Source organism: Desulfallas thermosapovorans DSM 6562, assembly GCF_008124625.1.
GTDB lineage: Bacteria > Bacillota > Desulfotomaculia > Desulfotomaculales > Desulfallaceae > Sporotomaculum > Sporotomaculum thermosapovorans.
Genome location: NZ_VNHM01000009.1, coordinates 39,796 through 65,222, shown reverse-complemented (window position 1 = coordinate 65,222; position 25,427 = coordinate 39,796). Strand labels below are relative to the sequence as shown.

General features: G+C 53.1%; 20 protein-coding genes and 1 other RNA gene. 20 read left to right on the top strand and 1 reads right to left on the bottom strand.

Translation table 11 applies throughout. From position 1 onward, the window contains the following. The first annotated feature begins 314 nt into the window (after positions 1-314). The 7 genes from LX24_RS09100 to LX24_RS09070 all read left to right on the top strand — a co-directional run bounded on the left by LX24_RS09100 (position 315) and on the right by LX24_RS09070 (position 13,149). Positions 315-1,520: an exonuclease SbcCD subunit D gene (locus LX24_RS09100; protein ID WP_166511840.1), complete on the top strand. Its 1,206-nt coding sequence runs from the start codon at positions 315-317 to the stop codon at positions 1,518-1,520. Further along, entirely contained in the window at positions 1,517-4,585 is a 3,069-nt protein-coding gene (locus tag LX24_RS09095) for an AAA family ATPase (RefSeq protein WP_166511839.1), read from the top strand. The genes LX24_RS09100 and LX24_RS09095 overlap by 4 nt, the downstream gene beginning before the upstream one ends. 220 nt (positions 4,586-4,805) lie before the next feature. Continuing rightward, positions 4,806-7,514: a single-stranded-DNA-specific exonuclease RecJ gene (gene recJ, locus LX24_RS09090; protein ID WP_166511838.1), complete on the top strand. Its 2,709-nt coding sequence runs from the start codon at positions 4,806-4,808 to the stop codon at positions 7,512-7,514. A gap of 3 nt (positions 7,515-7,517) precedes the next feature. Then, positions 7,518-9,695, top strand: a complete 2,178-nt coding sequence (locus LX24_RS09085; RefSeq protein ID WP_207706574.1) for a RelA/SpoT family protein — start codon at positions 7,518-7,520, stop codon at positions 9,693-9,695. A gap of 203 nt (positions 9,696-9,898) precedes the next feature. Next, entirely contained in the window at positions 9,899-10,513 is a 615-nt protein-coding gene (locus LX24_RS09080; protein WP_166511837.1) for an MBL fold metallo-hydrolase, read from the top strand. Between the two features lie 64 nt (positions 10,514-10,577). Continuing rightward, the gene (locus LX24_RS09075; protein ID WP_166511836.1) at positions 10,578-11,195 is read left to right on the top strand and encodes an MBL fold metallo-hydrolase; all 618 of its coding nucleotides are present in this window, start codon (positions 10,578-10,580) and stop codon (positions 11,193-11,195) included. 256 nt (positions 11,196-11,451) lie between these two features. Beyond that, a complete protein-coding gene (locus LX24_RS09070) occupies positions 11,452-13,149 on the top strand; it encodes an AMP-binding protein (protein ID WP_166511835.1) in 1,698 nt (565 codons plus the stop codon). Between the two features lie 98 nt (positions 13,150-13,247). On the opposite strand, the gene LX24_RS09065 is transcribed toward LX24_RS09070, so the two are convergent. Next, positions 13,248-13,472 (bottom strand): DUF896 domain-containing protein, encoded by a 225-nt coding sequence (locus LX24_RS09065; RefSeq protein WP_166511834.1) that lies wholly within the window; start codon positions 13,470-13,472, stop codon positions 13,248-13,250. A gap of 326 nt (positions 13,473-13,798) precedes the next feature. Between LX24_RS09065 and hisS the strand changes: the two genes are divergently transcribed. From hisS to LX24_RS09000, 13 genes are all read left to right on the top strand, one after another. Further along, the gene (gene hisS / locus LX24_RS09060; RefSeq protein ID WP_166511833.1) at positions 13,799-15,049 is read left to right on the top strand and encodes a histidine--tRNA ligase; all 1,251 of its coding nucleotides are present in this window, start codon (positions 13,799-13,801) and stop codon (positions 15,047-15,049) included. A 155-nt stretch (positions 15,050-15,204) separates the two neighbouring features. Next, entirely contained in the window at positions 15,205-17,001 is a 1,797-nt protein-coding gene (gene aspS / locus LX24_RS09055) for an aspartate--tRNA ligase (protein WP_166511832.1), read from the top strand. Positions 17,002-17,099: 98 nt separating this feature from the next. Continuing rightward, positions 17,100-17,281: non-coding RNA, 6S RNA (ssrS, locus tag LX24_RS09050), on the top strand. A gap of 111 nt (positions 17,282-17,392) precedes the next feature. Further along, positions 17,393-18,103 carry a tRNA threonylcarbamoyladenosine dehydratase gene (locus LX24_RS09045; protein WP_166511831.1) on the top strand — a complete coding sequence of 237 codons (711 nt, stop codon included), beginning with the start codon at positions 17,393-17,395 and terminating at the stop codon, positions 18,101-18,103. A gap of 140 nt (positions 18,104-18,243) precedes the next feature. Continuing rightward, on the top strand, positions 18,244-18,573 hold the full coding sequence (gene trxA / locus LX24_RS09040; RefSeq protein WP_207706573.1) for a thioredoxin: 330 nt from the start codon (positions 18,244-18,246) through the stop codon (positions 18,571-18,573). A gap of 63 nt (positions 18,574-18,636) precedes the next feature. Next, positions 18,637-19,962 (top strand): replication-associated recombination protein A, encoded by a 1,326-nt coding sequence (locus tag LX24_RS09035; protein ID WP_166511829.1) that lies wholly within the window; start codon positions 18,637-18,639, stop codon positions 19,960-19,962. Between the two features lie 136 nt (positions 19,963-20,098). Then, positions 20,099-20,542 (top strand): RrF2 family transcriptional regulator, encoded by a 444-nt coding sequence (locus tag LX24_RS09030; RefSeq protein WP_166511828.1) that lies wholly within the window; start codon positions 20,099-20,101, stop codon positions 20,540-20,542. 30 nt (positions 20,543-20,572) lie between these two features. After that, the gene (nifS, locus tag LX24_RS09025) at positions 20,573-21,796 is read left to right on the top strand and encodes a cysteine desulfurase NifS (RefSeq protein ID WP_166511931.1); all 1,224 of its coding nucleotides are present in this window, start codon (positions 20,573-20,575) and stop codon (positions 21,794-21,796) included. Positions 21,797-21,876: 80 nt separating this feature from the next. Beyond that, positions 21,877-22,245 carry a Fe-S cluster assembly scaffold protein NifU gene (gene nifU, locus LX24_RS09020; RefSeq protein ID WP_166511827.1) on the top strand — a complete coding sequence of 123 codons (369 nt, stop codon included), beginning with the start codon at positions 21,877-21,879 and terminating at the stop codon, positions 22,243-22,245. 48 nt (positions 22,246-22,293) lie between these two features. After that, positions 22,294-23,358, top strand: coding sequence for a tRNA 2-thiouridine(34) synthase MnmA (gene mnmA, locus LX24_RS09015; RefSeq protein ID WP_166511930.1), 1,065 nt, complete (start codon positions 22,294-22,296; stop codon positions 23,356-23,358). A gap of 373 nt (positions 23,359-23,731) precedes the next feature. After that, positions 23,732-23,905 carry a hypothetical protein gene (locus LX24_RS09010; protein ID WP_166511826.1) on the top strand — a complete coding sequence of 58 codons (174 nt, stop codon included), beginning with the start codon at positions 23,732-23,734 and terminating at the stop codon, positions 23,903-23,905. Between the two features lie 29 nt (positions 23,906-23,934). Further along, positions 23,935-24,132, top strand: a complete 198-nt coding sequence (locus LX24_RS09005) for a hypothetical protein (RefSeq protein WP_166511825.1) — start codon at positions 23,935-23,937, stop codon at positions 24,130-24,132. Between the two features lie 133 nt (positions 24,133-24,265). After that, positions 24,266-25,312 (top strand): AI-2E family transporter, encoded by a 1,047-nt coding sequence (locus LX24_RS09000; RefSeq protein WP_166511824.1) that lies wholly within the window; start codon positions 24,266-24,268, stop codon positions 25,310-25,312. Positions 25,313-25,427: the final 115 nt, after the last annotated feature.

Genomic DNA, 25,427 nt, shown 5'->3' with positions numbered 1-25,427 from the left:
GCTTCACCTCCCACTGGAAACCCAAACATTTGTTTGTTATTATTGTATTGCTGTTGTTGGGTTAAGTCAATAGGATAAAAGTGGTATAACACTGCCCGGGTTTAGGAGTTTATGGTCATTCTTTATGTATTAAGGGGCGGATTGTATTTTTTGATGAAAAAGGTAAAGGCAATAAAGCGACGAAATATTAATAAAAGGTCAAACAAAGTGACCGGGGTCCTGCGGGTAATGATACATTGACACCGGGGAGTGGGCCAGGGCCACATCCGGTTTTGATTTTTAAACGATTGTATGATAAAACGGGGTGATGTAACATGCGTTTCATACATACCGCCGACTGGCATTTAGGCCGTATTTTTCACGGTGTGCATTTGACGGATGACCAGGCTTATGTTTTGGAACAATTTATCGGGCTCGTTCACGATGCCAGGCCGGATGCGGTTTTAATTGCCGGGGATATCTATGACCGCTCCGTACCTCCCCATGAAGCGGTGCAACTGTTGGATGAGGTACTTTACCGGATAGTTATGGACTGCCGGGTACCTGTTTTAATAATTGCCGGTAACCACGACAGTGCCAGGCGATTGGGCTTTGGCCACCGGCTGCTGGCCCGCCAGGGTCTCCACATAACCAGTCAACCCGATAACGACCTGGCCCCGGTGGTCATTGAAGACTGCCACGGCCCGGTTTATTTTTGTCCCGTACCCTACGTTGACCCGCCCGTGGTGCGGGATTGCCTGGGGGTACAGGATGCCCGGGGGCATGACAGCGCCATGGCCGTGCTGGTTGATTACTGGCAGGCCCGGGTGCCCGGGGGCGCCCGCAAGGTGGCCCTGGCCCACGCCTTTGTAGCGGGTGGGGAGGGAAGCGAATCGGAGCGGCCCCTTTCCATTGGCGGGGCGGATAAAGTGCAGGTCGCCCACTTTCGGGCCTTTAACTATACAGCCCTGGGACACTTGCACAAAGCCCAGCCCGCCGGGGAAGAGCAAATCCGCTACGCCGGTTCCTTGATGAAATATTCCTTCTCCGAAGCGGAGCATAAAAAATCCGTGACCCTGGTGGAAATGGATGCCCGGGGAGTAGTTACCCGGGAGGAAATTGCTCTATGCCCCCGCCGGGATGTGCGCCGCCTGGACGGTTTTTTAAGGGACCTGCTGGTGGGGCCGCCCCCGGGGGTGAGCCGGGAGGATTATATTATGGTGACCCTGCGGGATTCGGGGGCGATATTGGACGCCATGGGCAAGCTACGGGAAGTTTACCCCAATGTACTGCATATTGAGCGTCCCCATTTGAACTGCGGCGGTGATTTGCGCGGCCCGGGGGGCGACCACCGCCGTTTGGGGGAGTTGGATTTATTTGCATCCTTTTTCCAACAGGTGGCCGGTGAGGAGTTGACCTCGGAGCAGCAAAGGGTAATTGCCGGTATAGTGGAACAAATTTATCGCCAGGATTACCGGCCTGAACAGGGGGGCGGGGCGGCCCGTCTTACGGAACAGCGGGAAACGGGGGTGCTGGCATGAAGCCGCTGCGGCTCATTATGTGCGCCTTTGGCCCTTATGCCGGTGTGCAAGAAATTGATTTCACTGAACTGGGTGACCGGTCCTTTTTTCTGATTCACGGGCCCACCGGCGCGGGCAAAACCACCATTCTTGACGCCATGTGCTTTGCCCTGTACGGTGACACCAGCGGTGCCCAGCGGGAAGGCAAGCAAATGCGCAGTGATCATGCCAATCCCGATACGGTGACCGAGGTAACCTTTGATTTTGCCATCGGGTCCGGTGTTTACCGTGTCCGGCGCCGCCCGGAGCAGGAACGGCCCAAAAAACACGGCCCGGGAACCACCACCATGCGGCCCGATGCCACCCTGTGGAAAAGAACCGGGCTGGATACCGCCGGGGGAGCGGAAGGGTCGGTGCTGGCCAGCGGGTGGGTAAAGGTGCGGGCAGCGGTGGAAAATTTGCTGGGCTTTAAAAGCAGCCAGTTCCGCCAGGTGGTGCTGTTGCCTCAGGGGGAATTTCGCAAACTGTTGGTGGCGGATTCCAAAGAACGCCAGGTTATTATGGAAACCCTTTTTCATATTGAGTTATATCGTTTGATTGAAGAACGCCTTAAAGAGTCAGCCACCAAGCTGAAAAAAAAGGTGGAAGGGGTACAGGAACAGCGGAAATGGGTACTGCAGCAAGCCGCTGCGGAGGGACCGGATGAACTGTACCGGCGCTGGCAGGACCACAGACTGGAATTGAAAGCGGCGGTGGAAAAGGTGGCTGCTTGCAGGGCAGAGGTTGAAAGGGCCCGGGAACAGCTGGTCGCCGGGCAAAAGGCCCGGGAGTTGCTTGATGAGCAAAAACGGGCTCTGGCTGAGGTGGCTGAGCTGGAGCAAAAAATCCCGCGCGTGAAGGCCGCCCGGGAGGAACTGGCCAATGCCCGCCAGGCGGCTGGTTTGCTGGATGCCGAAAGCACTTTGCAGGCCCGCCGCAGGGAATCCGCTGCTGCGGAGAAAAACCTGGCCTCCCGGCGGGCGGAACTGCAAAGGGCACGACAGGCCAGAGAAAAGGCGATGCAAAATTGGGCCGTGGAAAAGAGCAGGGAGCACCAGCGAGAGGCCGCTGTGCGGGAGGTTAACCGCCTGGATGACTTGACCGGCAAGGTTGATTCCCTGGCCAGGGCCCGGGAAGATGTGGCGACGGCACAACGGCGGGCCAAAGCATTGCAAGATAAATATAACAAAGCCAGGGCTTCTTTGACTGCTTTACAGGCGACCATGGAAGAAAAGACCAAACTGCGCGATGACGCTGCCAACCAGGCTGCCCTGAGCCATGGTTTGGAGGTGGCCTGCCGGGAAGCGGAACAAATCAGCGCTAAAAGAAAAAACCTGGAATTGTTGCGCCGGCAGTTGGAGCCGCTGCGTAAAAGAATGGATCAGGTCCTGCGGAAATGCCGGCAGGCGGATAATGATTACGCCCGGGCCAAAGAGGAGTTGTCCGCATTACAGGAGACGTGGTATAAAGGACAGGCCTCCATACTGGCGAGTGGGTTAATTGCCGGTCGGCCCTGTCCCGTGTGTGGCTCTGCGGTACATCCCGCACCGGCCAAAAGCGCCGGGCAGGTACCCTCTGAAGAAGATATTAAAGCCCGGCAGCAGCAATTAAACAAGTTGGAGGATTACCGCGACAAGGTAAAAACTGAAACAAACCGCTATGTTGCAGAAATAGCCACTATGGAAAGTAAAATAAAAGATCTGGAAACCGAGTTGGGCGAGCGGGCCTGCATCGATCCGGCCGCCCTTGAGGCTGCCGTAGAGCAAGCTAAACAAATGTGGAGCCGGTCATTGAAGGCCAGGGAAGCCGCGGACTCTCTGTCCCGGGCTCTGGAGATGCTAAAAAACGAAGAAAAAAATGTCCATAAACAGCTGGAGGCTCTGGAAGGGGAAGTGCGAGAGGCAGTTGCCACTTTGAAGTCCGCCCGGGCGGTGGTGCAGGAAAGGGAATCCACCATTCCGGAGGAATTGCGTGACCTGCAGGCATTGCATAAAGCCCGCCGGGCGGCGCTGGGCAGGCGCGATGAACTGGTGGCCGCGCTGGAACAGGCCAGGCAAGCGGCAGAGATAGCCGGCCAGGGTCTGGTCAAGGCCGAGACGGCGGTAACCGAAGCCCAAAGTGCCTGGCAGGCGGCCAGGGACCGGGCTGCGGAGGCCGAGGAGATTTTCGCCGTGCGGCTGAAAGCAGCCGGTTTTTCCGAAATTACCGGGTACGACCGGGCCAAAAGAACCCCGGAGCAAATGCAAAGGCTGGAAAAAACCATTAACGATTTTGCCGCCGCCCTGAAAGCCGCCCGGGACCGCCGGGACAGGGCTGTGGAGCGGGCTGCGGGTTTGGCCGAACCCGATCTGGAAAAGATAGCCGGCATACTGGCGGCGGCGGAAAAAAAACGGGATGAGGCGCTGCAGCAAGTTACCCGGCTGCGTTCGCTGGTTAAGCAAGAATATGATTGGATCAAGACAGTTTCAGCCCTGGATAATGAAATAAAAGAACTGGAGCAAAGGTACGCGTTATGGGGGCGCCTGGCCGAAGTGGCCAACGGTAAAAACAAGTACGGGCTGACCTTCCAGCGTTTTGTGCTGGGGGCGCTGCTGGATGATGTCACCGTGGCCGCCACCGGGCGCCTAAAGGTAATGAGCCGGGGGCGTTATCATCTGCAGCGCACCCTGGATCGATCCCGCAGCAATGCCGCCGGTGGTCTGGATCTGGAGGTTTTTGATACCTATACCGGCGTGGCCCGGGGGGTGGCCACCCTGTCCGGCGGAGAAACCTTTCTGGCCTCGCTTTCTTTGGCCCTGGGGTTGGCCGATGTGGTCCAGTCCTATGCGGGAGGCATGCACCTGGATACCATTTTGGTGGATGAAGGATTCGGCACCCTGGATCCCGAATCCCTGGATTTGGCCATGCGGGCGTTAATGGACCTGCAACAGGGCGGACGCCTGGTGGGTATTATCTCCCACGTACCCGAGCTTAAAGAAATCATCGACGCCCGCCTGGAAATTAAAACCACCAAAAAAGGCAGTACGGCCAGCTTTAAGCTATCTTAAAAAGGCTGATGGAAAAGTCCGTGCGATATCCAGTTATAATATTGCGTGTTGGCCGGCTTTTGCGGTGCACCAAAGCCTACCTTTCGGACAAACTCTTGAAGAGAGACCTAAAGCGATTAAAACCCAACCAAATTATTAGTTAAACCTGCCGGGCATTTGTTGCCATGGATTTGGCTCTTGATTATAATGAATGGTAGCTGATTTTCAAGACGGAGGAAAAATGCAAAAGAGCAAAAAATGGGTAATTAAAGCAGCTGAACCGGTATTACAGTTAATACTGTCCAAAGGGCTGGGCGTTTCTTCACTGATGGCCCAGCTTTTAATTAACCGGGGAATATATACCGTTAAAGCAGCCCGGGCATTCCTCAATGCCTCAATAAAAGAGCTTCACCCGCCGGAATTAATGGGTGACCTGCCCCGGGCGGTGCAGCTTATTTGCCGGGCACTGGCCCGGGGAGATAAAATTTTAGTTTACGGCGATTATGATGTGGACGGGGTCACCGGAACCGCCTTGCTGGTGCACGTGCTGCGCCGCCTGGGGGGAAATGTGGAGTACTATATACCCCACCGGCTTGATGATGGATATGGTTTACACACCCCGGTATTGCAAAGAGCCCGGGAATCAGGTATAGGTCTTGTACTCACCGTTGATTGCGGTATCAGCGCCGTTGCCGAGATAGATGAAGCCAACCTCGGCGGCGGTCCTGTTGTTATTATCACCGACCACCACGAGCCGCCCCCGGAGTTGCCCCGGGCAGCGGCGGTGGTTAACCCCAAACGTAAAGATTGTCATTACCCTTTTAGTGACCTGGCCGGGGTGGGGGTGGCCTTTAAACTGGTACAGGCGCTGCTGGCAGCACGAGAACATCCCTTTGGCTGGGAAGAATACCTGGACCTGGTTTGTTTGGGCACCATTGCCGATATAGTGCCCCTGCAAGGGGAAAACCGTATTCTGGTCAAACACGGGCTATCATATTTAGCAAATTCCCCTAGGCCCGGCCTGCGGGCACTTTGTCAGGTATCCGGTGTGAAGGAAGACGCACTGTCAACCTGGGAAGTGGGGTTTATCCTGGCCCCACGTATCAATGCGGCGGGACGTCTGGATGATGCCGGTCTGGCTGTGGAATTGTTATTGTGTGATGATCATGAAAAAGCCCGGGAGATGGCCTTGTTATTGAATCAAGCCAACCAGGAACGGCAAAGGCTTGAGGCAGATACTCTATCCGAGGCCCTGGGCATGTTGGAAAACGATCCGCAGCTGGCTGACCAGGATGTACTGGTGCTTGCATCCGCCAACTGGCATCCGGGCGTCATCGGTATTGTGGCCTCCCGCCTGGTGGATCGATTTTACAAGCCAGTTCTGCTGGTGGCCTGCGACAATGGGTTGGGCAGGGGCTCGGCCCGGAGCACCGGAGGCTTTAACCTATATAGCGCGCTGGAGTATTGCTCCGGTTGTCTGGCCGGATACGGCGGCCATGCCTTGGCGGCCGGATTCTCCCTGCCGGTGGAACAAATAGATGAACTCCGGGAAAAAATCAATGACTATGCTGTAGTTCACCCTGGTATAACGGATACTGAACCGGTCATGGAACTGGATGCACTGGTTTCTCTACAAGATATTACTTTCCAACTGATTAACGAAATAGAAAAATTAGCCCCCTACGGGCATGGAAATCCGGGGCCGCTGTTTGCTTTGAAGCAGGCCAGGTTGGTTAACTGTCGCGGCGTGGGTAAAAATAACGCCCACCTTAAAATGCTGCTTAGTGATCGCAATGTTTCCATGGATGGCATTGGATTCAACCTGGGCCGGTTCGCCGGTGAATTGGCGACCGGAAAGGAAATCAGCGTGGCCTTTACACCTACAGTAAATACCTGGCAGGGTCGTCGTAATTTACAGGTCAAAGTGCATGACGTACATCCGGAGCCGCTGGCGGAGGAAAAGGGACAGTGGCGGGAAGATAATTTGCGCTTTGCCGGTGATCTGGTTTTAGTCCCCGAAACAATTACCTGTTTGCTGCAAGAATTTTTAAGCCAAAGGGGTTACTCGCTACCCCCGGAAATGAACACTTTGCGTGCAGGTGTTATGGAATCCGGAACTAATTTCCCGGCTGATTTCGCAGCGCCCGCTCCGGGTGGCCCCGTGTTACCACCGGCGCAGAACCGGGTACCAGCGGGGGCCCTCAGGGAAAAACGGTTGGCCCGGCTGAACCCATCCCCGGGTTGTACACTGCTGGTGGCTAACTGTGCTTGCCACGCATTGCAGGTATACCGTTATATAGAGAACCATAACAGCCAGTTTTCCGGTTTGATAACCTGTCTTCACGGTTTCATGTCCCGGGACTACATAAATGATCAGTTGAACAAAATAAACCGGCAAATGATTAAGCTGGCGGTAGTTACGCCGGTCTGCCTGGGGGAGAAGGGGGCGCTAAAAGGCCCTTTCGACAGGGTTTTGTTGGTGCGTCCGCCGGCCACGGTGTTGGATTGGCAGCAGCTTAAAGAACTGGCCGGGACCAGATCCGCACCTGGCTTGGAGCTTCTTTACGGTGCCGAGGACTGGGATGAAAACCGCAGGCACCTGGAGGAATTGGCGCCGGAAAGGGATGTGCTGGCCCATTATTACGCGCTGCTGCGCTCCCTGGCTTCCGGCAGCCCGGGCGCGGTCAGTAAAACCGCGGTACTGGAAAAAATGGCCCGGGCGGGTTACTCTATGTATTCGTGTATATCGCTGGTGGTGGCCGCAGCGATATTTGCCGATCTGGGGTTATTGCAATTTGACTGGCAAGAGGATATGCTAAAGTATAAATTATTGCCTTTTAAAGGTAAAAAACTGGATTTATCAGCATCACCTACTTTTAACTGGGCTCATAACATAAAGTCAAACGGGCTTAACTGGATAGATCTTAATGTTAAAGCAAGTGGGGCGTAAATTATGTCTCTGGAAGATGTCATTCAAAAGGTAATTTTATATAACCCCGATGCCGATTTGCAGCTGCTCAAGCGAGCCTTTGCCTTTGCCAGTGAAGCACATGCCGGGCAAAAGCGCATTTCCGGGGAACCCTATGTCACTCACCCGGTGGCCATTGCCGCCATTTTGGCTGATCTGGAAATGGATATGGATACCCTGGTGGCCGGCCTGTTGCATGATACAGTGGAAGATACCGGGGTTACCCTGGAGGAAATAGAAAAGCGTTTTGGCCGGGAAGTGGCCCAGCTGGTGGACGGGGTAACTAAATTAAGTCGCCTGGAGTACCGTTCCAAGGAAGAGCGGCAGGTGGAAAACCTGCGTAAAATGTTTTTGGCCATGGCGCGGGATATCCGGGTGGTGCTTATAAAACTGGCTGACCGGCTGCATAATATGCGCACGCTCCAATACCACCAGGAGCACAAACAACGGGAGATAGCGCTGGAAACGCTGGAGATATTCGCCCCCCTGGCACACCGGTTGGGTATTTACAGGCTGAAGTGGGAACTGGAGGACCTGGCTTTTCGTTTCAGTAATCCGGAAAAATATTATGAACTGGCCGACCTGGTGTCCCGGACCCGTAAAAAACGGGAGGATTATATTCGATCCATTATATCCGTGCTGCACAAGAAATTGATTGAGGTAAAAATCAACGCTGAAATCCAGGGACGACCCAAGAACCTGTACAGTATATATACGAAAATGCAAAAGCAGCAATTGGAGTTTAACCAGATCTATGACGTGATGGCAGTCAGGGTGCTGGTGGATTCGGTGCGGGATTGTTATGCCGTCCTGGGTACGGTGCACACATTATGGGTGCCTATACCCGGTCGTTTCAAAGATTACATTGCCATGCCCAAATCAAATATGTACCAATCGCTGCACACCACGGTGGTCAGCCCCCAGGGGGACCCCCTGGAAATACAAATCAGAACCTGGGAAATGCACCGCACATCGGAATACGGCATTGCCGCCCACTGGCGTTACAAGGAAGGTGGAGGTAAGGAAGGTGATTTCGACCGTAAACTCAGCTGGCTGCGGCAGATGTTGGACTGGCAGAAGGATCTCAAAGACGCCCGGGAGTTTATGGAAAGCCTCAAAATAGATCTTTTCGCCGATGTGGTGTTTGTATTCACCCCCAAGGGGGATGTGATGGAATTCCCCGCCGGTTCCACACCCCTGGACTTTGCTTACCGGGTGCATACCCAGGTGGGGCACAATTGCGTGGGGGCCAAGGTGAACGATAAAATCGTGCCCCTGGATTACACCCTCAAGAACGGCGACCGGGTGGAAGTATTGACTTCCAAGCAGAGCCACGGTCCCAGCCGGGACTGGCTGAAGATCGTTAAAACATCCCAGGCCAAAACAAAGATCAGGCAGTGGTTTAAAAAGGAACAGCGGGAAGACAATATAGCCAGGGGCCGGGAATTGCTGGAACGGGAAATCAAGAAACAAGGCCTTGAGCCCGAGACCGTAAAAAGTGATAAGCTAGTTGAATATGGCCATAAAATGAATTTGGCCAGCTTGGATGACGTCTATGCCGCCGTGGGCGATGGCACCGTTTCCGCCTCCAGTTTGGTCAACAAACTGCGGGAGGATGCGCTGCGGGCGGATAAAAAAGCCCTGGCCGGTGAATGTCTAAACACACTGCTGCAGCAGTCGGAACCCCGCCCTTTACCCTCCTGGGGCAAGCCCACCCAGGGTATTCGGGTGCGGGGCATCGATAATCTTTTAATCAGGCTGGCCCATTGCTGCAACCCGGTACCCGGCGATGACATAGTGGGCTATATCACCCGCGGCAGGGGGGTCTCCATTCACCGGGAAGATTGCCCCAATGTGGAGTCCCTGCTCAACGAGCCCGACCGCCTGGTGGAAGTGGCCTGGGACAAAGATTTTCACTCCCCCTTCCAGGTACGCCTGGAAATCGTGGGCGCGGACCGGGCCGGACTGCTCAGCGACATCATGGCCATACTGATGGAACTAAAAATGAGCGCCAACTGGGTCAACGCCCGGGGACGCAAAGACAACACCGGAGTGGTGGAAATGATCCTGGAAATGAGAAACATGGACCAGCTTGATTACCTCATCAACCGGTTCAGCCGGGTCCAGGACGTCTACAGCGTACACAGAAGGGGTCAGGCTTAAAGTTTATTAAAGTAACTGCTTTATTTGGATAAACGGATACTTGTTTCGTAAATACTGGCTTGGGGCAGCAAGACGCAATAACTGCGAACCAAGGTGATATCCCGGTAATTCTCCGTGCTTTATTGGTAGATTAAACTGAAAGTTTGGAATTGGTTGCCTTTAAAGCTAACCCGTGCACAAAAAAATAATCGGAGGGATTTGTTTTGATTTTGGAACGGCTTGAAGTAGGCCCCCTGGCCACTAATTGTTACATCATCGGTTGTCCCCAAACCGGTATCGCTGCGGTGGTGGATCCCGGCGACGAGGGGGAAATTATTTTGGATAAACTAAACAAACTGCATTTGCAATGCAAATACATAATCCTCACCCACGGCCACGTCGACCATATCGGTGCGCTGGATGAGGTACAGGCAGCCACCGGTGCCGGGGTGCTGATACACCCGGGTGACGCCGAAAGACTAGCCAACCCGGCGAAGTATTCTGTTCTACCCATTGGCTCCCTTAACCCCCAGAAGGCCGACCGGCTTTTGGAGGACGGGGATACAATACAGGTGGGTCATATTACTTTGGAAGTGCTGCATACTCCGGGCCATACCCCCGGTGGTATTTGCCTCAAAACAGGTCATATATTAATAACCGGGGATACCCTTTTTGCCGGCTCGGTGGGGCGTTCCGACCTGCCCGGGGGCAGTCACCAGGTATTGATTAACTCCATAAAAACCAAACTGCTGGGCTTTGCTGATGAAACAAAGGTTTATCCCGGCCACGGCCCCGCCTCCACCATTGGGGCTGAAAAAAGGTTTAACCCCTTTCTATAATCGGGCATGATTCATTTTAAGGTGCACGTCGCTGACCAAATTCTTAAACAGGAGGTTTTTTGTTTTGATATTAGAAGGATTCGGGGTAGGCCCCATGGGTGCCAATTGTTACATCATCGGCTGTGATAAAACCAAAGAGGCGGTAGTGGTGGATCCCGGCGCCGAGGGCGGGCGCATTTTAAGCCGGCTAAAAAGCCTGGGGCTGACCTGTAAATATATTATCCTCACCCACGGGCACGTAGATCATATTGCGGCGCTTAAGGAAGTGCGGGAGGCCACCGGGGCTCAAGTACTCATCCATACCCGGGATGCCGACATGCTCACCAACCCGGGGCTGAACCTGTCCATGTTCATGGGAACCGTGTTAAAGTTCAAGGAAGCGGAGCGATTGCTGGAGGACGGGGACAAAATACAGGTGGGCCAGCTGTCCATTGAAGTTATCCATACCCCGGGGCATACTCCGGGCGGCATCTCTTTAAAGGTGGGTAAGAATTTGATTACCGGAGATACCCTGTTCCAGGGTTCGGTGGGCCGTTCCGACTTCCCAGGGGGTAATCACAACGTGCTGATCAATTCCATAAAAAACAGGTTAATGGTCTTCCCCGACGAAACCAAGGTATATCCCGGACACGGCCCGGTTTCCACCATCGGTGCTGAAAAAAGATACAATCCTTTTCTTTAAGCAGTGCCGGCGCAAACAAGATACAGCAATAGAGGTGCCGCCGGCGCAAGCATTACATTACCAGGAACCCTGTTAGATGCTGGAGCGAAAATTTAGGCGACTGGTGCCAGGTATTGAAAGGTGGAAAGTCTCTTGACTTTCCACCTTTCAATACCTGGCACTAAAGTTTATCCTTCAAACGACTCCCATAAAATATTCACAATTGCAGGAAAATTGGCTGCATTTATGGTACTTAAATAGTGGGAGGGGTGGTAAAATGAGTAAAGCAAAAAGAATCAGCGCTTTACCGGGCGACCACAATTTACAAAATTATGATCAAGCTTGCCGTACCTTTAATTTTGAGGAACTGGCCCGGGAATTTTACGGGGACGCTGCCTGGGTCAATGTGGCTCACCGGGTGTTGGAAGATAATATCGCCCGCGGCTTGGGCGACCGGGTGGCACTGTATTTTGACGGGGACGACCGGCAGGAAACTTATACTTTCAACCAATTAAACCAGCAGGTCAACCGCTTCGCCAACATTTTGGAAAAACACGGCCTGCAGCGGGGCGACCGGTTGGGTTTATTCCTGCCCCGGAGTCCCGAGTTGTATATCAGTTTTCTGGGGGCGGCCAAGAAAGGTGTTGTAGTGGTGCCCCTTTTTGAAGCTTTCATGGAGGATGCCGTGCGGGAACGGCTGCAGGACAGCGGTGCCCGGGCACTGGTGACCACGGCGGATCTATTGCCCCGGGTACCACGGCAGCATTTGCCAGGATTAAAGACAGTATTTATCACCCGGGGTGCGGTGGCGGACACGGACAATACTTTGGATTGGCACAGTGAAGTAACCGCTGCCTCCCCGGTAACCCGGTGCTGCTGGTTAAACAGGGAGGACCCCCTGTTCATACTGTACGCCGCCGGTGCGGACGGGCGTCCCAAGGGACTGGTGCACGTGCACGATATCATGCTGGGATTGTGGTACACCTCCGCCTGGGTGCATGATTTAAAAGATGGGGACGTTTACTGGTGCACCGCCGACCCGGGCTGGATCACGGGTATTGCCTACGGTTTTTTAGCCCCCTGGCTGCACGGTGTACCGGTACTGGTTAAAGGGGGACGCTTTGATGCGGCCGGTTGGTGCCGGGCGCTGGAAAAATACAAGGTGAGCGTTTGGTATAGCGCGCCAACCGCCTGGCGGATGATTATCGCTGCCGGTCGTGAAGTTTACGGGCAGTATGACTTGAGCAGCGTGCGGCATTTGCTCAGTGTGGGTGAACCCCTAACCGGGGATGTTATGCAGTGGTGTATGGAGACCTTTGGTATCCCGGTTTATGATACCTGGTGGATGAGCGAAACAGGGATGAATATGATTTGTAACCTGCGCTGCCTGGATATTAAACTGGGTTCCATCGGCCGGCCTGTGCCCGGTATCAAGGCTGCCGTGGTGGACGATTCCGGAAAAGAATTACCGCCTTATCATGTGGGCAACCTGGCGGTGCAGCGGGGGTGGCCCGCCATGGCCCGGGATGTATGGGGGGATCGGGCGAAATATGAGGCCTACTTTAAGCTGGCCCCCTGGTTTATTTCCGGTGATGCGGCTTACATGGATGAAGACGGCTACTTTTACTTCCAGGGCCGGGTGGACGGGGTGATCAACACCGCCGGCGAGCGGGTCGGCCCGTGGGAGGTGGAGGAGAAACTAAAGGAGCACCCGGCTGTTTTGGATGCCGGTGTGGCCGGTAAGCCGGATAAAATAAGGGGCGAAATTATCAAGGCGTATATTGTTCTGCAGCCGGGCCACCAGTGGTCGCAGCAGTTAAAGGAAGAACTGCGCAGCTTTGTCAAGAACGGTCTGGCGGCCCACGCCGCCCCTAGGGAGTTTGCGGTCAAGGAAAACATCCCTAAAACACCGGACGGCCAGGTGGATCGTAAAGCGCTGAGGGGCTGGGTACTGGAACTGGGCGGTGTTGATTAAGTCCAGGTAACGCAATATGCTAGGCGCAGCAAACCAGAGTAATATATATTATCATTCAGGCTGTAGTATGTTTGTACCTTTTGCAATGTTGCTTTAAATTAATGACGTGTCTTGCAATCATGGCACCCGCACCGGGTGTCGTGTTTTTTTGTTCTGGTATAACCGGCACTATCCATGGCGTCCACTATTTGCTTCCGGATGCCGTCCAGGTACTGCCGGCGCAGTTTCTGCTGCTCATCTTTTTCTTCTTCGGTAAGCCCTTCATAACGTTTTTTACGGGCCAGGTAGTTGATTCGTTCCACTAATTCCATGGTTATCACCATTTATCACCTCAAATCAATTATAACATTATAGCCATGCAACCGCCAGCGAGCTTACCAATAACAAGGTGTGCCCGGGAAAATAAGATTACTGATAGATAATAATAACCACCTGAGTGTATTAATTTTGAATCGCTGCTGGAAAGACAAATCCGAGCAAGGTGCAGTGGATATAAGGAAAACCGGATGGGGTGCCGGTTGACAAAACTCGAGATTTTACATAAAATTGGATTCAGGTATGCAAAGCAAGCTTTTGCTCTGCCCTCCCGTTTCCGGTAACCGGTCACGGGAGTTTTCTGTTGTATTAATTGAAGGAGGAAGTTATATACATGTTGACTACACGGCCCCGGGGGACTGCTGATATTCTCCCGGGCCAGGTTGAAAAATGGCAGTATATAGAGGAAGTGGCGGCCCGGGTGTGCCGGGAGTACGGCTACCGGGAAATCCGCACCCCTATTTTCGAGCATACGGAATTGTTTGTGCGCGGGGTGGGTGAAAGCACCGATATAGTGGAAAAGGAAATGTACACTTTCCAGGACCGGGGCCAGCGGAGCATCACCCTGCGTCCCGAGGGAACGGCATCCGTGGTGCGGGCCTACCTGGAAAATAAACTGTACGCCGGGCCGCTCCCTGTCAAAACTTATTACATAGGGCCCATGTTCCGGTATGACCGTCCCCAGGCCGGGCGCTACCGCCAGTTTCACCAGTTTGGCATCGAGGTGTTCGGAGCCCGGCAGCCCGCAATGGATGCCGAGGTAATGGCACTGGCTATGGACTTTTACGGCCGGTTGGGACTGGATGACCTGGAACTGCACATAAACAGTTTGGGCTGCCCTGCGTGTCGTAACGTGGTGCGGGAAAGGCTGCAGCAGTTTTTCCGGCCCGTGCTGGGTGAGTTGTGCCCCAACTGTCAGGGCAGGTACGAAAGAAATCCCCTGCGGATATTGGACTGCAAATCGAACCGGTGCACCGAACTGGCCTTGGAGGCCCCCACCACGGCGGATTGCTTGTGTCCCCGGTGCCGGGAGCATTTTGAACAGGTGCAGCAGTATATGCGGGATTTGGATATACCCTACGTGCTGGACAAACGGCTGGTGCGCGGTCTGGATTATTATACCCATACCGCCTTTGAAATAATGGCCCCCGGTATAGGTGCCCAGAGCTCGGTGGGTGGCGGCGGGCGCTATGACGGTTTAGTTGAAGCCTGTGGCGGGCCGCCTACCCCGGGCATCGGTTTTGCCCTGGGCCTGGAGCGGATTCTGCTGGCCCTGGAAAAACGCGGCAAGCTGCCCGTTGTTCAAGCCGGGCCGGAGGTATTTTTGGTGGCTGTGGGGGACCGGGCTTACCGGGAGAGTTTTTCACTATTAGCCCGGCTGCGGGCCGCCGGTATTGCCGCCGACATGGATTACCAAGGGCGCAGTCCCAAAGCCCAGATGAAATACGCCGGCAAACTGGGGGTGCGCTATGCAGTTATTATGGGCGAGGAAGAGCTGCAGCGAGGCAGCGTTGTGCTGCGGGACATGGCTGCGGGCAGCCAGCGGGATATCCCGGTGGGCGAAGTTATTGGTGCTTTGAAGTAAAATCTTTACAGGGAAACCAACTCCTAATTACCTGGTTTTTTATTACAGTGACCTGTTTGATTGCTTAAATATACCCAGACATTACTTGCCGCTGGCTTTAAATGCTATAACAGCCTATTAAGCCGCCGGTATTAAGGCAGGAGGTTTTTACATTAATGTCAGAATCTTTACAGGGGATGAAACGCAGTCACTATTGCGGGGAATTAACCGCTGCGGATAAAGACCGGACGGTTACTTTGATGGGTTGGGTAAACACCCGCCGTGACCATGGAGGTCTAATATTTATCGATTTGCGTGACCGTACCGGGCTGGTGCAGGTGGTATTCAGCCCTGATATCAACAGTGCATCCTTTGAAAAGGCCGGGGGGGTGCGCAGTGAGTATGTATTGGCGGTCACCGGCCGGGTGCGCATAAGGCCTGAGGGGACGGTCAACCCCAACCTGGCCACCGGGGAAATTGAAGTGCTGGTGGATGAGATGCGGGTATTGAACCGGGCTAAAACACCGCCCTTTTATATTGAGGACGGGGTGGAGGTGGACGAAAACCTGCGGCTGCGTTACCGTTATTTGGACTTGCGCCGCCCTGAAATGCAGCAGGCTATGCGCATGCGCCACCGGGCCGCCAAGGCGGCACGGGACTTTCTGGACGAGCATGGCTTTTGGGAAATTGATACACCCATGCTGACCCGTAGCACCCCGGAAGGAGCCAGGGACTTTTTGGTACCCAGCCGGTTGAATCCGGGCCGCTTTTATGCCTTGCCCCAGTCTCCCCAGTTGTTTAAACAAATTTTAATGGTAGCGGGCATGGACCGTTATTTCCAGATTGTCCGCTGCTTCAGGGACGAGGATTTGCGGGCCGACCGGCAGCCCGAGTTTACCCAGATAGATTTGGAAATGTCCTTTGTGAATGTCGACGATGTACTGGCACTGATGGAAGAAATGGTGGCCAGGCTGTGCCGGGAAACCGTAGGCCTGGATGTAACCACGCCCTTTATGCGCCTCACCTACCAGGAAGCCATGGACCGCTTTGGTACGGACAAGCCCGATACCCGGTTCGGCATGGAATTGGTGGATATCACTGATATAGCCGCGAGCTGCGGCTTTAAAGTATTTGCCTCGGCGGTGGAAAACGGCGGGCAGGTGCGGGGCATCAACGCCACCGGTTGCGGTGGGTACAGCCGCAAGGATATTGATGATTTGACCAAGTTCGTCGCTATTTACCGGGCCCGCGGGCTGGCTTATTTTATAGTTACCACCGACGGAGTAAAATCTCCCATCGCCAAATTCTTCAATGAGCAGGAAATAGCCACCATCCTGGAGCGGTTTGACGCCCGGGAAGGCGATCTGCTGCTATTTGTAGCTGATCAAGCCAGTGTGGTGGCGGCTTCCCTGGGGGCGCTGCGGGTACACCTGGCTGAGCGGCTGGATATCATCCCCCGGGATAAGTTCAACTTTTTGTGGGTTACCGATTTCCCCCTGTTGGAGTACGACGAAGAAGAGAAACGTTGGGTGGCCATGCATCACCCCTTTACCTCACCCCGGGAGGAAGATATACCCTTACTGCAAAGCGACCCAGGCCGGGTGCGGGCGCAGGCCTACGACATTGTTTTAAACGGCATCGAAATAGGGGGCGGCAGCATCAGGATTCACCGCCGGGATGTACAGGAAGCCATGTTTGACGCTATAGGCCTGACCAAAGAAGAAGCCCATGAGAAGTTTTTCTATATGCTGGAGGCCTTTGAGTACGGCACCCCGCCCCACGGGGGTATTGCCTTCGGGTTTGACCGTTTGGTAATGCTGCTCACCGGGAAAAAGACTATCCGGGATGTAATTCCTTTTCCCAAAACCCAAAGCGCCACCGATTTAATGACCATGGCCCCGGGGGCGGTGGACGAGCACCAGCTCAGGGAACTGCACATTAAAAGCACCGTGAAAAAAACGGATAAAAAATGACTTTGTTGTGTAAAAACATATTAATTGCGAGATGAAACCTTGGCACTTGCCATGAAGCCATATTTTATGTTAACATTGGCTTAATAAAGATTTAATAAATCACCCTGCGGTGTACGAGGTCCGTCTGAAGTTTTGAGCCAACACCAATGTTAAGGGAGCCTGGCCTCTGGATGTGGATTGTAATACTCTACTTAGAGGAAACATGAATCATACAGGAGGGCACCCACCTGTGAGAACAGGTTCAGAAAACTTTGGCGATTATCGGCACCATGGGGTAATTAATGTGTTATAAATGGTTTCCTTAAAGTCAATTACTTTCCGGTAATTGACTTTAAGGAAACTTTTTCGTTATTATTGACTGTAATTACCCAACAGCATTGAGGTGGATAAAATGCCCCACAGGTTTGATCGAACAGCCATGCTTATCGGCAACTCAGGACTGGAAAAACTGGCTGCTTGTAAAGTGGCGATATTTGGCCTGGGCGGTGTGGGCTCATTCACCGCGGAAGCGTTGGCTCGCTCCGGGGTGGGCGCCCTTTTACTGGTGGACCATGACATCGTGGATGTCACCAATATCAATCGCCAACTGCACGCGCTAACCGGTACGGTGGGTCTACCCAAGACCCGGATTATGGAGGAACGCCTGCGCCAGATTAATCCCACCCTGCGAGTGCAAGCACGACAGCAGCGGTTTACCCCTGATTCAGCCGCCGGTATGCTGGATAACCAGGACCTGGATTTCGTAGTGGATGCCATAGACGACGTGGACAATAAAGCAGCTCTAATTGCCGGGTGTGTCGGGCGTAACCTGCCCATAATTTCGGCTATGGGCGCGGCAAATAAACTGGATCCCATCTCCTTTAAGGTGGACAGTATATGGAAAACATCAGTCTGCCCCCTGGCCCGGGTAATGCGCAAAAAGCTGCGGGCAGCCGGGGTTACCGCTGATGTGCCCGTGGTTTATTCCACGGCTCCCCCCCGGCCCGGTGCTACCGGTGGTGCACCCGGCAGTATTGCCTTTGTGCCTCCGGTGGCGGGTTTAATTATGGCCGCCTACGTTACCGATAAATTGCTGGCACTGGGTGTTTTTTCCGTAGTATGAATTGACATTTTGGCACCGTGCAGATATTATAGTTTATGTGGACATACCCTTATGCATATGACCATTAAAGATTTACATATACTACTATTGTTTGGTGGCGAAATTTAATATACAGAGAATAAATTAAAGGAGAGATGCCAGTGGCCAGTGAAAAGATTAGCATATTAGGGGAGTCTAATTTCAGAGATTTTGTCAACAATGCCGAAACACCCGTACTGGTGGATTTTTGGGCAGAATGGTGCGGGCCCTGTAAAATGATCGCCCCTGTGGTTGAGGAAGTGGCGGCGGAATACGAGGGTAAATTACAGGTGGGCAAATTGAATGTTGATGAAAACAAGACCATCCCCTCCAGTTTCAGCGTGGTGAGTATCCCTACTTTGATAGTATTTAAGGATGGCAGCGAAGTGGAAAGGATTGTAGGATTCAGGACCAAGAAAGAACTGCAGTCCATACTTGATAAACATATCTAATTAAATAACAGGGCGAGCCAGGGACAGGTGGTGTTCCTGGCTTTTTTAATGGAGGGTTATACTATGGAAGATATTTTTCAACAGGCCGCACGCAGCCGGGTGACCCGCACGGCGCCGCTGGCCGTACGCATGCGGCCCCGTACACTGGAAGAGTTTGAGGAACAAAACAGCCTGGTGGGTACGGGGCGGCCATTGAGGCAGCTTCTGAAAAATAACGGTTTACAGTCGCTGATTCTTTTCGGTCCCCCCGGCACCGGCAAAACCACACTGGCGCACATAATTGCCAACATGACCAGTGCTCACTTTGAAAAGATAAATGCTGTTATGGCGGGCGTGGCCGATGTACGCAAAGTGGTGGAACAGGCCCGGGATCGCCTGGCCATGTACGGCCGGCGCACTGTACTGTTTATCGATGAAATCCACCGCTTCAACAAGGCCCAGCAGGATGCGCTGTTGCCCTTTGTAGAGGACGGCACGGTTATTCTCATCGGTTCCACCACCGAGAATCCCATGTTTGCCGTTAACCGACCGCTTCTTTCCCGCTCTTTGCTGTACCGGCTGGAACCCCTTTCGGCCCAGGCGCTGGCCAGAATTGTGCGCCGGGCACTGGCCGATGTAGAGCGCGGGTTGGGCAGCTACCAGGTGGATCTGCCCGGCGATGTGTTGCAAATGATGGTGAATTTCGCCAATGGCGATGCCAGGGCTGCTTTAAATGTGCTGGAAATGGCCGTACTCACCACACCTCCGGGGGAGGATGGCCGGCGGCGGATAACCCCCGATGTGGTACGGAATGTTTGCCAGAATAGAATTATTCAGTTTAACCGGGCCGATGAACATTACGACGTCACTTCAGCCTTTATTAAAAGCATGCGGGGATCCGATCCCCAGGCCACCTTATACTGGCTGGCCCGGCTGCTGTACGCGGGGGACGACCCGGTTTTTATCGCCCGCCGCATTATGATCCATGCAGCGGAGGATGTGGGCCTGGCCGATCCCCAGGCACTGGTGGTGGCCACCGCGGCCGCCCAGGCGGTGGAACGAATCGGTATGCCCGAAGCCCGGATCATCCTGGCCGAAGCCGCCCTTTATATTGCCATGGCACCCAAGAGCAACGCTTCCTATATAGGCATCGAGGCGGCGCTGCAGGCGGTACGGCATGAAAAAACACAACCGGTACCGCTGCACCTGCGGGATACCAGTTACAGCGGGGCCAAAAAATTGGGCCACGGGCAGGGCTATCTTTACCCTCATGACTATGACCATCACTGGGTTAAGCAGCAGTACCTGCCGGACAATATTTTAAACGCTCAATTTTACCGGCCATCAGAACAGGGATTGGAGAAAGCAGTATGGGAGCGGTGGCAAAATATCACGAGCAAAAAAACTTGAACCCGGCCCTTGTTTTTTTACTTAAATCTTCTATATTGTAGACTTACATCTATATTGACAAATTCCGATTGGAATGCTAAGATATCTTTGAATTAAATCCGAGTTAAATGGTGCGAATTGAAAAGGGGGTGGGAAATTGCGCCTGTCCACAAGAGGGCATTACGGGCTAAAGGCGATGTTTGATTTGGCGGAGCATTATGGATCCGAACCCATCCCGCTGAAAACGGTGGCCGAGCGCCAAAATATATCCGATAATTACCTGGAGCAATTAATAGCTGTTTTGCGCAAGGCCGGCCTGGTAAAAAGCGTGCGCGGGGCCCAGGGCGGTTATATACTGGCCCGGGAACCGGGTAACATAACAGTGGGCGATATAATAAGGGCCATGGAAGGACCCATCGCACCGGTGGATTGCGTCAGCGAAGTGGAGCCGACGGAATGCGACCAAGCGGAATCCTGCATTACTAGGATGGTCTGGGCCCGGGTGCGGGACAGACTGGCCGAGGTGATGGATTCCATCACCTTGGCTGATATGTTGCGCGATGCTGAAAACCTTACAGCAAACAATAAAGATAAGACCTGATGTAATAAGGCAAAAGGAGGAAAATCATTGGTGCGCAGAGTATACTTTGATCATAGTGCCACAACACCGGTTCGCCCGGAAGTCGCGGAGGTTATGCAGAATTACCTGACGGCTAACTTTGGTAATCCCACCAGCCTGCATTATTTTGGACGTCAGGTACGCAAGGCGCTGGAAGAGGCTCGGGAAAAGGTGGCCGCAGCCATTGGTGCCAAGCCCGAGGAAATTGTATTCACCAGCGGCGGCACCGAGTCGGATAATATGGCTATTCATGGTGTGGCCATGATTAACAAAAACCGCGGCAACCATATCATTACCTCCGCCGTGGAGCACCACGCTGTAATAAACACCGTCAAAGCACTGGGCAAACAGGGTTTTACCGTTACCATCCTGCCGGTGGATAAATATGGTCTGGTCAGCGTGGAAGACCTGGCCAACGCCATTACCGATAAAACAATATTAATCAGCATCATGCACGCCAATAATGAAGTGGGTACTATTCAGCCCATAGAAGAACTGGCAGCGGTGGCCAGGGAAAAGGGCATCCCTTTCCATACCGATGCTGTGCAGAGCATGGGCAAAATACCCGTTAATGTAGATAAGCTGGGTGTGGATTTGCTTACCATCAGCGGCCACAAGATATACGGTCCCAAGGGTGTAGGCGCCCTTTATATTCGCAAGGGCACCCGTTGGAGACAGTCGTTGTTCCACGGCGGTGCCCAGGAACGGTTGCGCCGGGCCGGCACCGAAAATGTACCCGGTATCATTGGTCTGGGTAAGGCCTGTGAACTGGCGGTACAGGATTTGGAAAAAGAATCGGCGTACCTTACGACCTTGCGGGACAAGTTAATTAAGGAAGTTATGGATAGAATTTCCAATGTGCGGGTTACCGGGCATCCCACCCGTCGCCTGCCCAACCATGCCAGTTTTTGCTTTGAGTTTATCGAAGGAGAGTCCATGCTTCTAAGCCTGGATATGAAGGGCATTGCCGCCTCCAGCGGGTCGGCCTGCACATCGGGATCGCTGGAACCATCCCACGTGTTGTTGGCCATGGGTATACCCCACGAACTGGCCCATGGTTCCATCCGGATCACCCTGGGCAGGGACAATACCGAAGCAGACATCGATTATTTTATGGAAATAATGCCGCCCATAGTGGAACGTTTACGGGCCATGTCGCCGCTGGACCAGGAAAATGAATTCGCCATGGAAAGCAGCTGTGCGGCTTGTAAGGTGAGTACATCCTGTCACAGGTAGTTTGGGACAAGATTTTAGCTGTTGTTACAGTATATAATTTGAGCCGCAGGTAAAAAATATTTTTGGGGAGGATGCGGGGTATGTATACCGATAAGGTAATGGATCATTTTGAGAATCCGCGTAACGTTGGCGAAATTGCTGATGCCGATGGAGTAGGGCAGGTTGGTAATCCCACCTGCGGAGATATTATGAAAATATACCTCAAGATCGACAATGATGTGATTACCGATATTAAATTTAAAACATTCGGTTGCGGAGCTGCCATTGCCACCAGCAGCATGGTGACGGAAATGGCCAAGGGCAAGACCATAGAGGAGGCACTGAAGCTAAGTAACAAAGCAGTTGCCGAGGCTTTGGGCGGTCTTCCTCCCAAGAAAATGCACTGCTCCAACCTGGCGGCGGATGCCCTGCATGCAGCCATTGAGAATTACCGGGATAAGCAAAAATAAATTGCAGGTGATACCTTGAACAGCAATAAAAAACTTGTTTTAGTAGCCATGAGCGGCGGCGTGGACAGTTCTGTCACCGCCGCTCTTTTAATGGAACAGGGTTATGAAGTCATCGGAGCCACTATGCAGATATGGGATCCCGGGCGCACCGAGGTGGCAGGGGATTTTGTGGGCTGCTGCTCCCTGGCTGCGGTGGAGGACGCCCGGTCTGTGGCCAATAAGCTGGATATCCCTTATTATGTACTAAATTTTTACGACCTTTTCCGTCAATCAGTGGTGGAAAACTTTTGTCAGGAGTACCTGGCGGGCAGAACCCCCAATCCTTGCGTGGTATGTAACCGTAAAATCAAATTCGAGGCTCTGCTGAAAAAGGCCCTGGCTCTGGGTGCAGATTACCTGGCCACGGGGCATTATGCCCGGATCGATTACGATGAAAGCACCGGTCGCTACACTGTAAAAAAAGCCCGGGATCCCCGCAAGGACCAGACCTATTTTCTTTACAATCTGACCCAGCAGCAACTGGCTCACACACTGATGCCCCTGGGCGATTATACCAAGGACGAGGTGCGGCGCATGGCCGCCGAAAGAGGGCTAAAGGTGGCCGAAAAGCCTGAAAGCCAGGAAATATGCTTTGTACCCGATAATAATTATCGTAATTTCCTGCGGGAGAATGTGGCGGATAACGCCATTAAACCCGGTCCCTTTCTTAATTTGGAAGGGCAGGAGGTGGGACGGCATGAAGGCATAGCCTTTTACACCATTGGCCAGCGCCGGGGCCTGGGGCTGGCCATGGGGGAACGTGTCTACGTGGTGGACATTGATCCCGTTCGCAATGCCGTGATCGTGGGTCCGGAGGAAGCGCTGGACAGAAAACGTTTGTTGGCCGGGGATTTGAATTTTATATCGATAGCTCAGTTGACCGGTCCCCGGCAAGTGGAAGCCCAAATCCGTTATAACGCCCGTCCCGCCCCCGCCACCATCACCCCCCTGCCGGGAGATCTGGTGCAGGTGGAATTTGCCACCCCCCAGCGGGCCATCACCCCGGGCCAGGCAGTGGTATTTTACCAGGACGACTACCTGCTGGGCGGTGGAACCATACGGGGTCAGGCTTAAAGTTTAATAAAGTAACTGTATTACCGGAATAATACGATATTTGTCGTTACTACTGTTTGCTCTGCCATTTTAGTTTAATGTTGCAACAAGAGAGGTTTCGGGTTTTCAACACCAGGCACCACAGCTTTAGCTTAAGTTCGATGTCTGATAAAACCTTACACCACAGGGTTGGGTGTGCTCCAGTCTGTTGCCAGGGGTGCCGGGGTTGTAATTTTGTCAGTGGCCAGTGGCAACGCTTTTTTAGAACAATTTCAAGGGCGCGGTTCCTATACCGGGCTCTTGTTTTTTTATATTCCAGGCCACCACCGGGCATTTAATTAAAAAAAAGTGGGCATAATTAATATAGTTTAAGAGATTTATAGGAGGCGATAATTTGCATTGTCCGGTATGCGGAGGTAAAGCCACCGGCAAGGTGGGCGTGGACCAGTATTATTGCTGGGATTGCTGCGTGGAATACCGTATGAATAAAGAAGGGGTTAGTATATACGAAGTGGCCGAGGATGGCAGCCTGGTGTCCTTTGATCCTCAAAACGAAATGCTTTTGTAACCGGTCATAACTATGGGGGGTGAAAAACTATGCAGCGTGGTTTTTGGCGGGGTTTAATTACCGGCAGCATATTGGGCGCGGTTATGTCCATGATCAAAACACCGCAGCGTAAACCATCCGGTGTATTTAATATAAGCAGAATCCGGCGGAAGTATCCCCGCCGGACCACTGACCGTATGATCAGAGAGGTGTCCCGCACTGTAAACGGATTGATAAAAAAGAAATGAGCGATAAAAAGTGGGGAAAATATCCCCACTTTTTTTGCGAAAAGCGGGTTAACAAAGATATCCTGTTCAATTCGACCTATCAACCCGGTGCCGTCATGCCGGTACATTAATGCTTTAGCTGGGTGGTGGTATTATGAGCTGGTGTAATAAAAAAACAAATTACCGGCTGCTATTAGCCCTGGTTCCGGTGGCCCTGCTGCTTTATTTTATTTATCTTATACGGGGTATCTTTTTGTCTTTTCTGCTGGCGGTGGTGCTGGCGTATCTGTTGCACCCTCTGGTGCGCGCGGTGGAAAGCCAGGGCACATCCCGGACCACGTCCATACTGATTGTATATGCGGCTATGTTCATTATGGTGGCCGGGCTGGTGCTGTATGGCATGCCCCATATACTTTCCCAGCTTTATATGATCGCCGATGTGGTGCCCGGCTATACCGCCCAACTGCAGGAATTTACGGCATCTTTACAGCTGGAGTATGCCCGGGCCGGTATTCCCGAGGCTGTGCGCCGGATAATTGATGAGCGCATTATCTGGGTGGAGCAAATACTGGTACAAATGGCGGAACAGGTGGTGCAGATAATCATTGGCCTGGCCGGCTACATATTTAACATTATCCTGGCACCCATCTTTGCATACTACCTGCTCAAGGATGTGGAAATTTTTACCGAGCGGGCTGCTGCGCTGTTACCGCTGCGGTGGCGGCAGGACATGCTGGAACTGGGCAGTGAAGTGAGCCGGGTGGTGGACAGTTTTATCCGGGGCTACCTGCTGGTGAGCGTTATTACAGGGGTTATGACGGGTATTGCCCTGGCCTTTCTGGATATGGAATTTGCCCTTATGCTGGGTATATTTGCGGGAATCACCAACCTGATACCCTACTTCGGTCCCTTTATCGGTGCCATACCGGCGGTGGCACTGGCTATGCTGGTGTCCAAATGGATGGTGCTGAAAGTAATCATTGCCTTTGTGGTGATTCAGCAGGTGGAGGCCAGCATAATCTCCCCCAAAATACTGGGGGGGCGGGTGGGTTTACATCCCCTGTTTGTGATACTGGTGCTGCTGGCCGGCGGTCAACTTTTCGGGCTGACCGGTTTGATTCTGGCCGTGCCGGTGGCCGCTGTTTTGCGGGTCGTCTATATTTTTGCCATGTACAGGTTCTGGCCCAAATATAACCCTTGAAGAGTTGTATTTTGATGGTGCCGGTGTTGAGAGGTAAAAAGTCAAAAGACTATCAACCCCTTGACACCTGGCACCAAAGGGCGGTTCTTGACATGATTTGTGTTAATTTTGTATA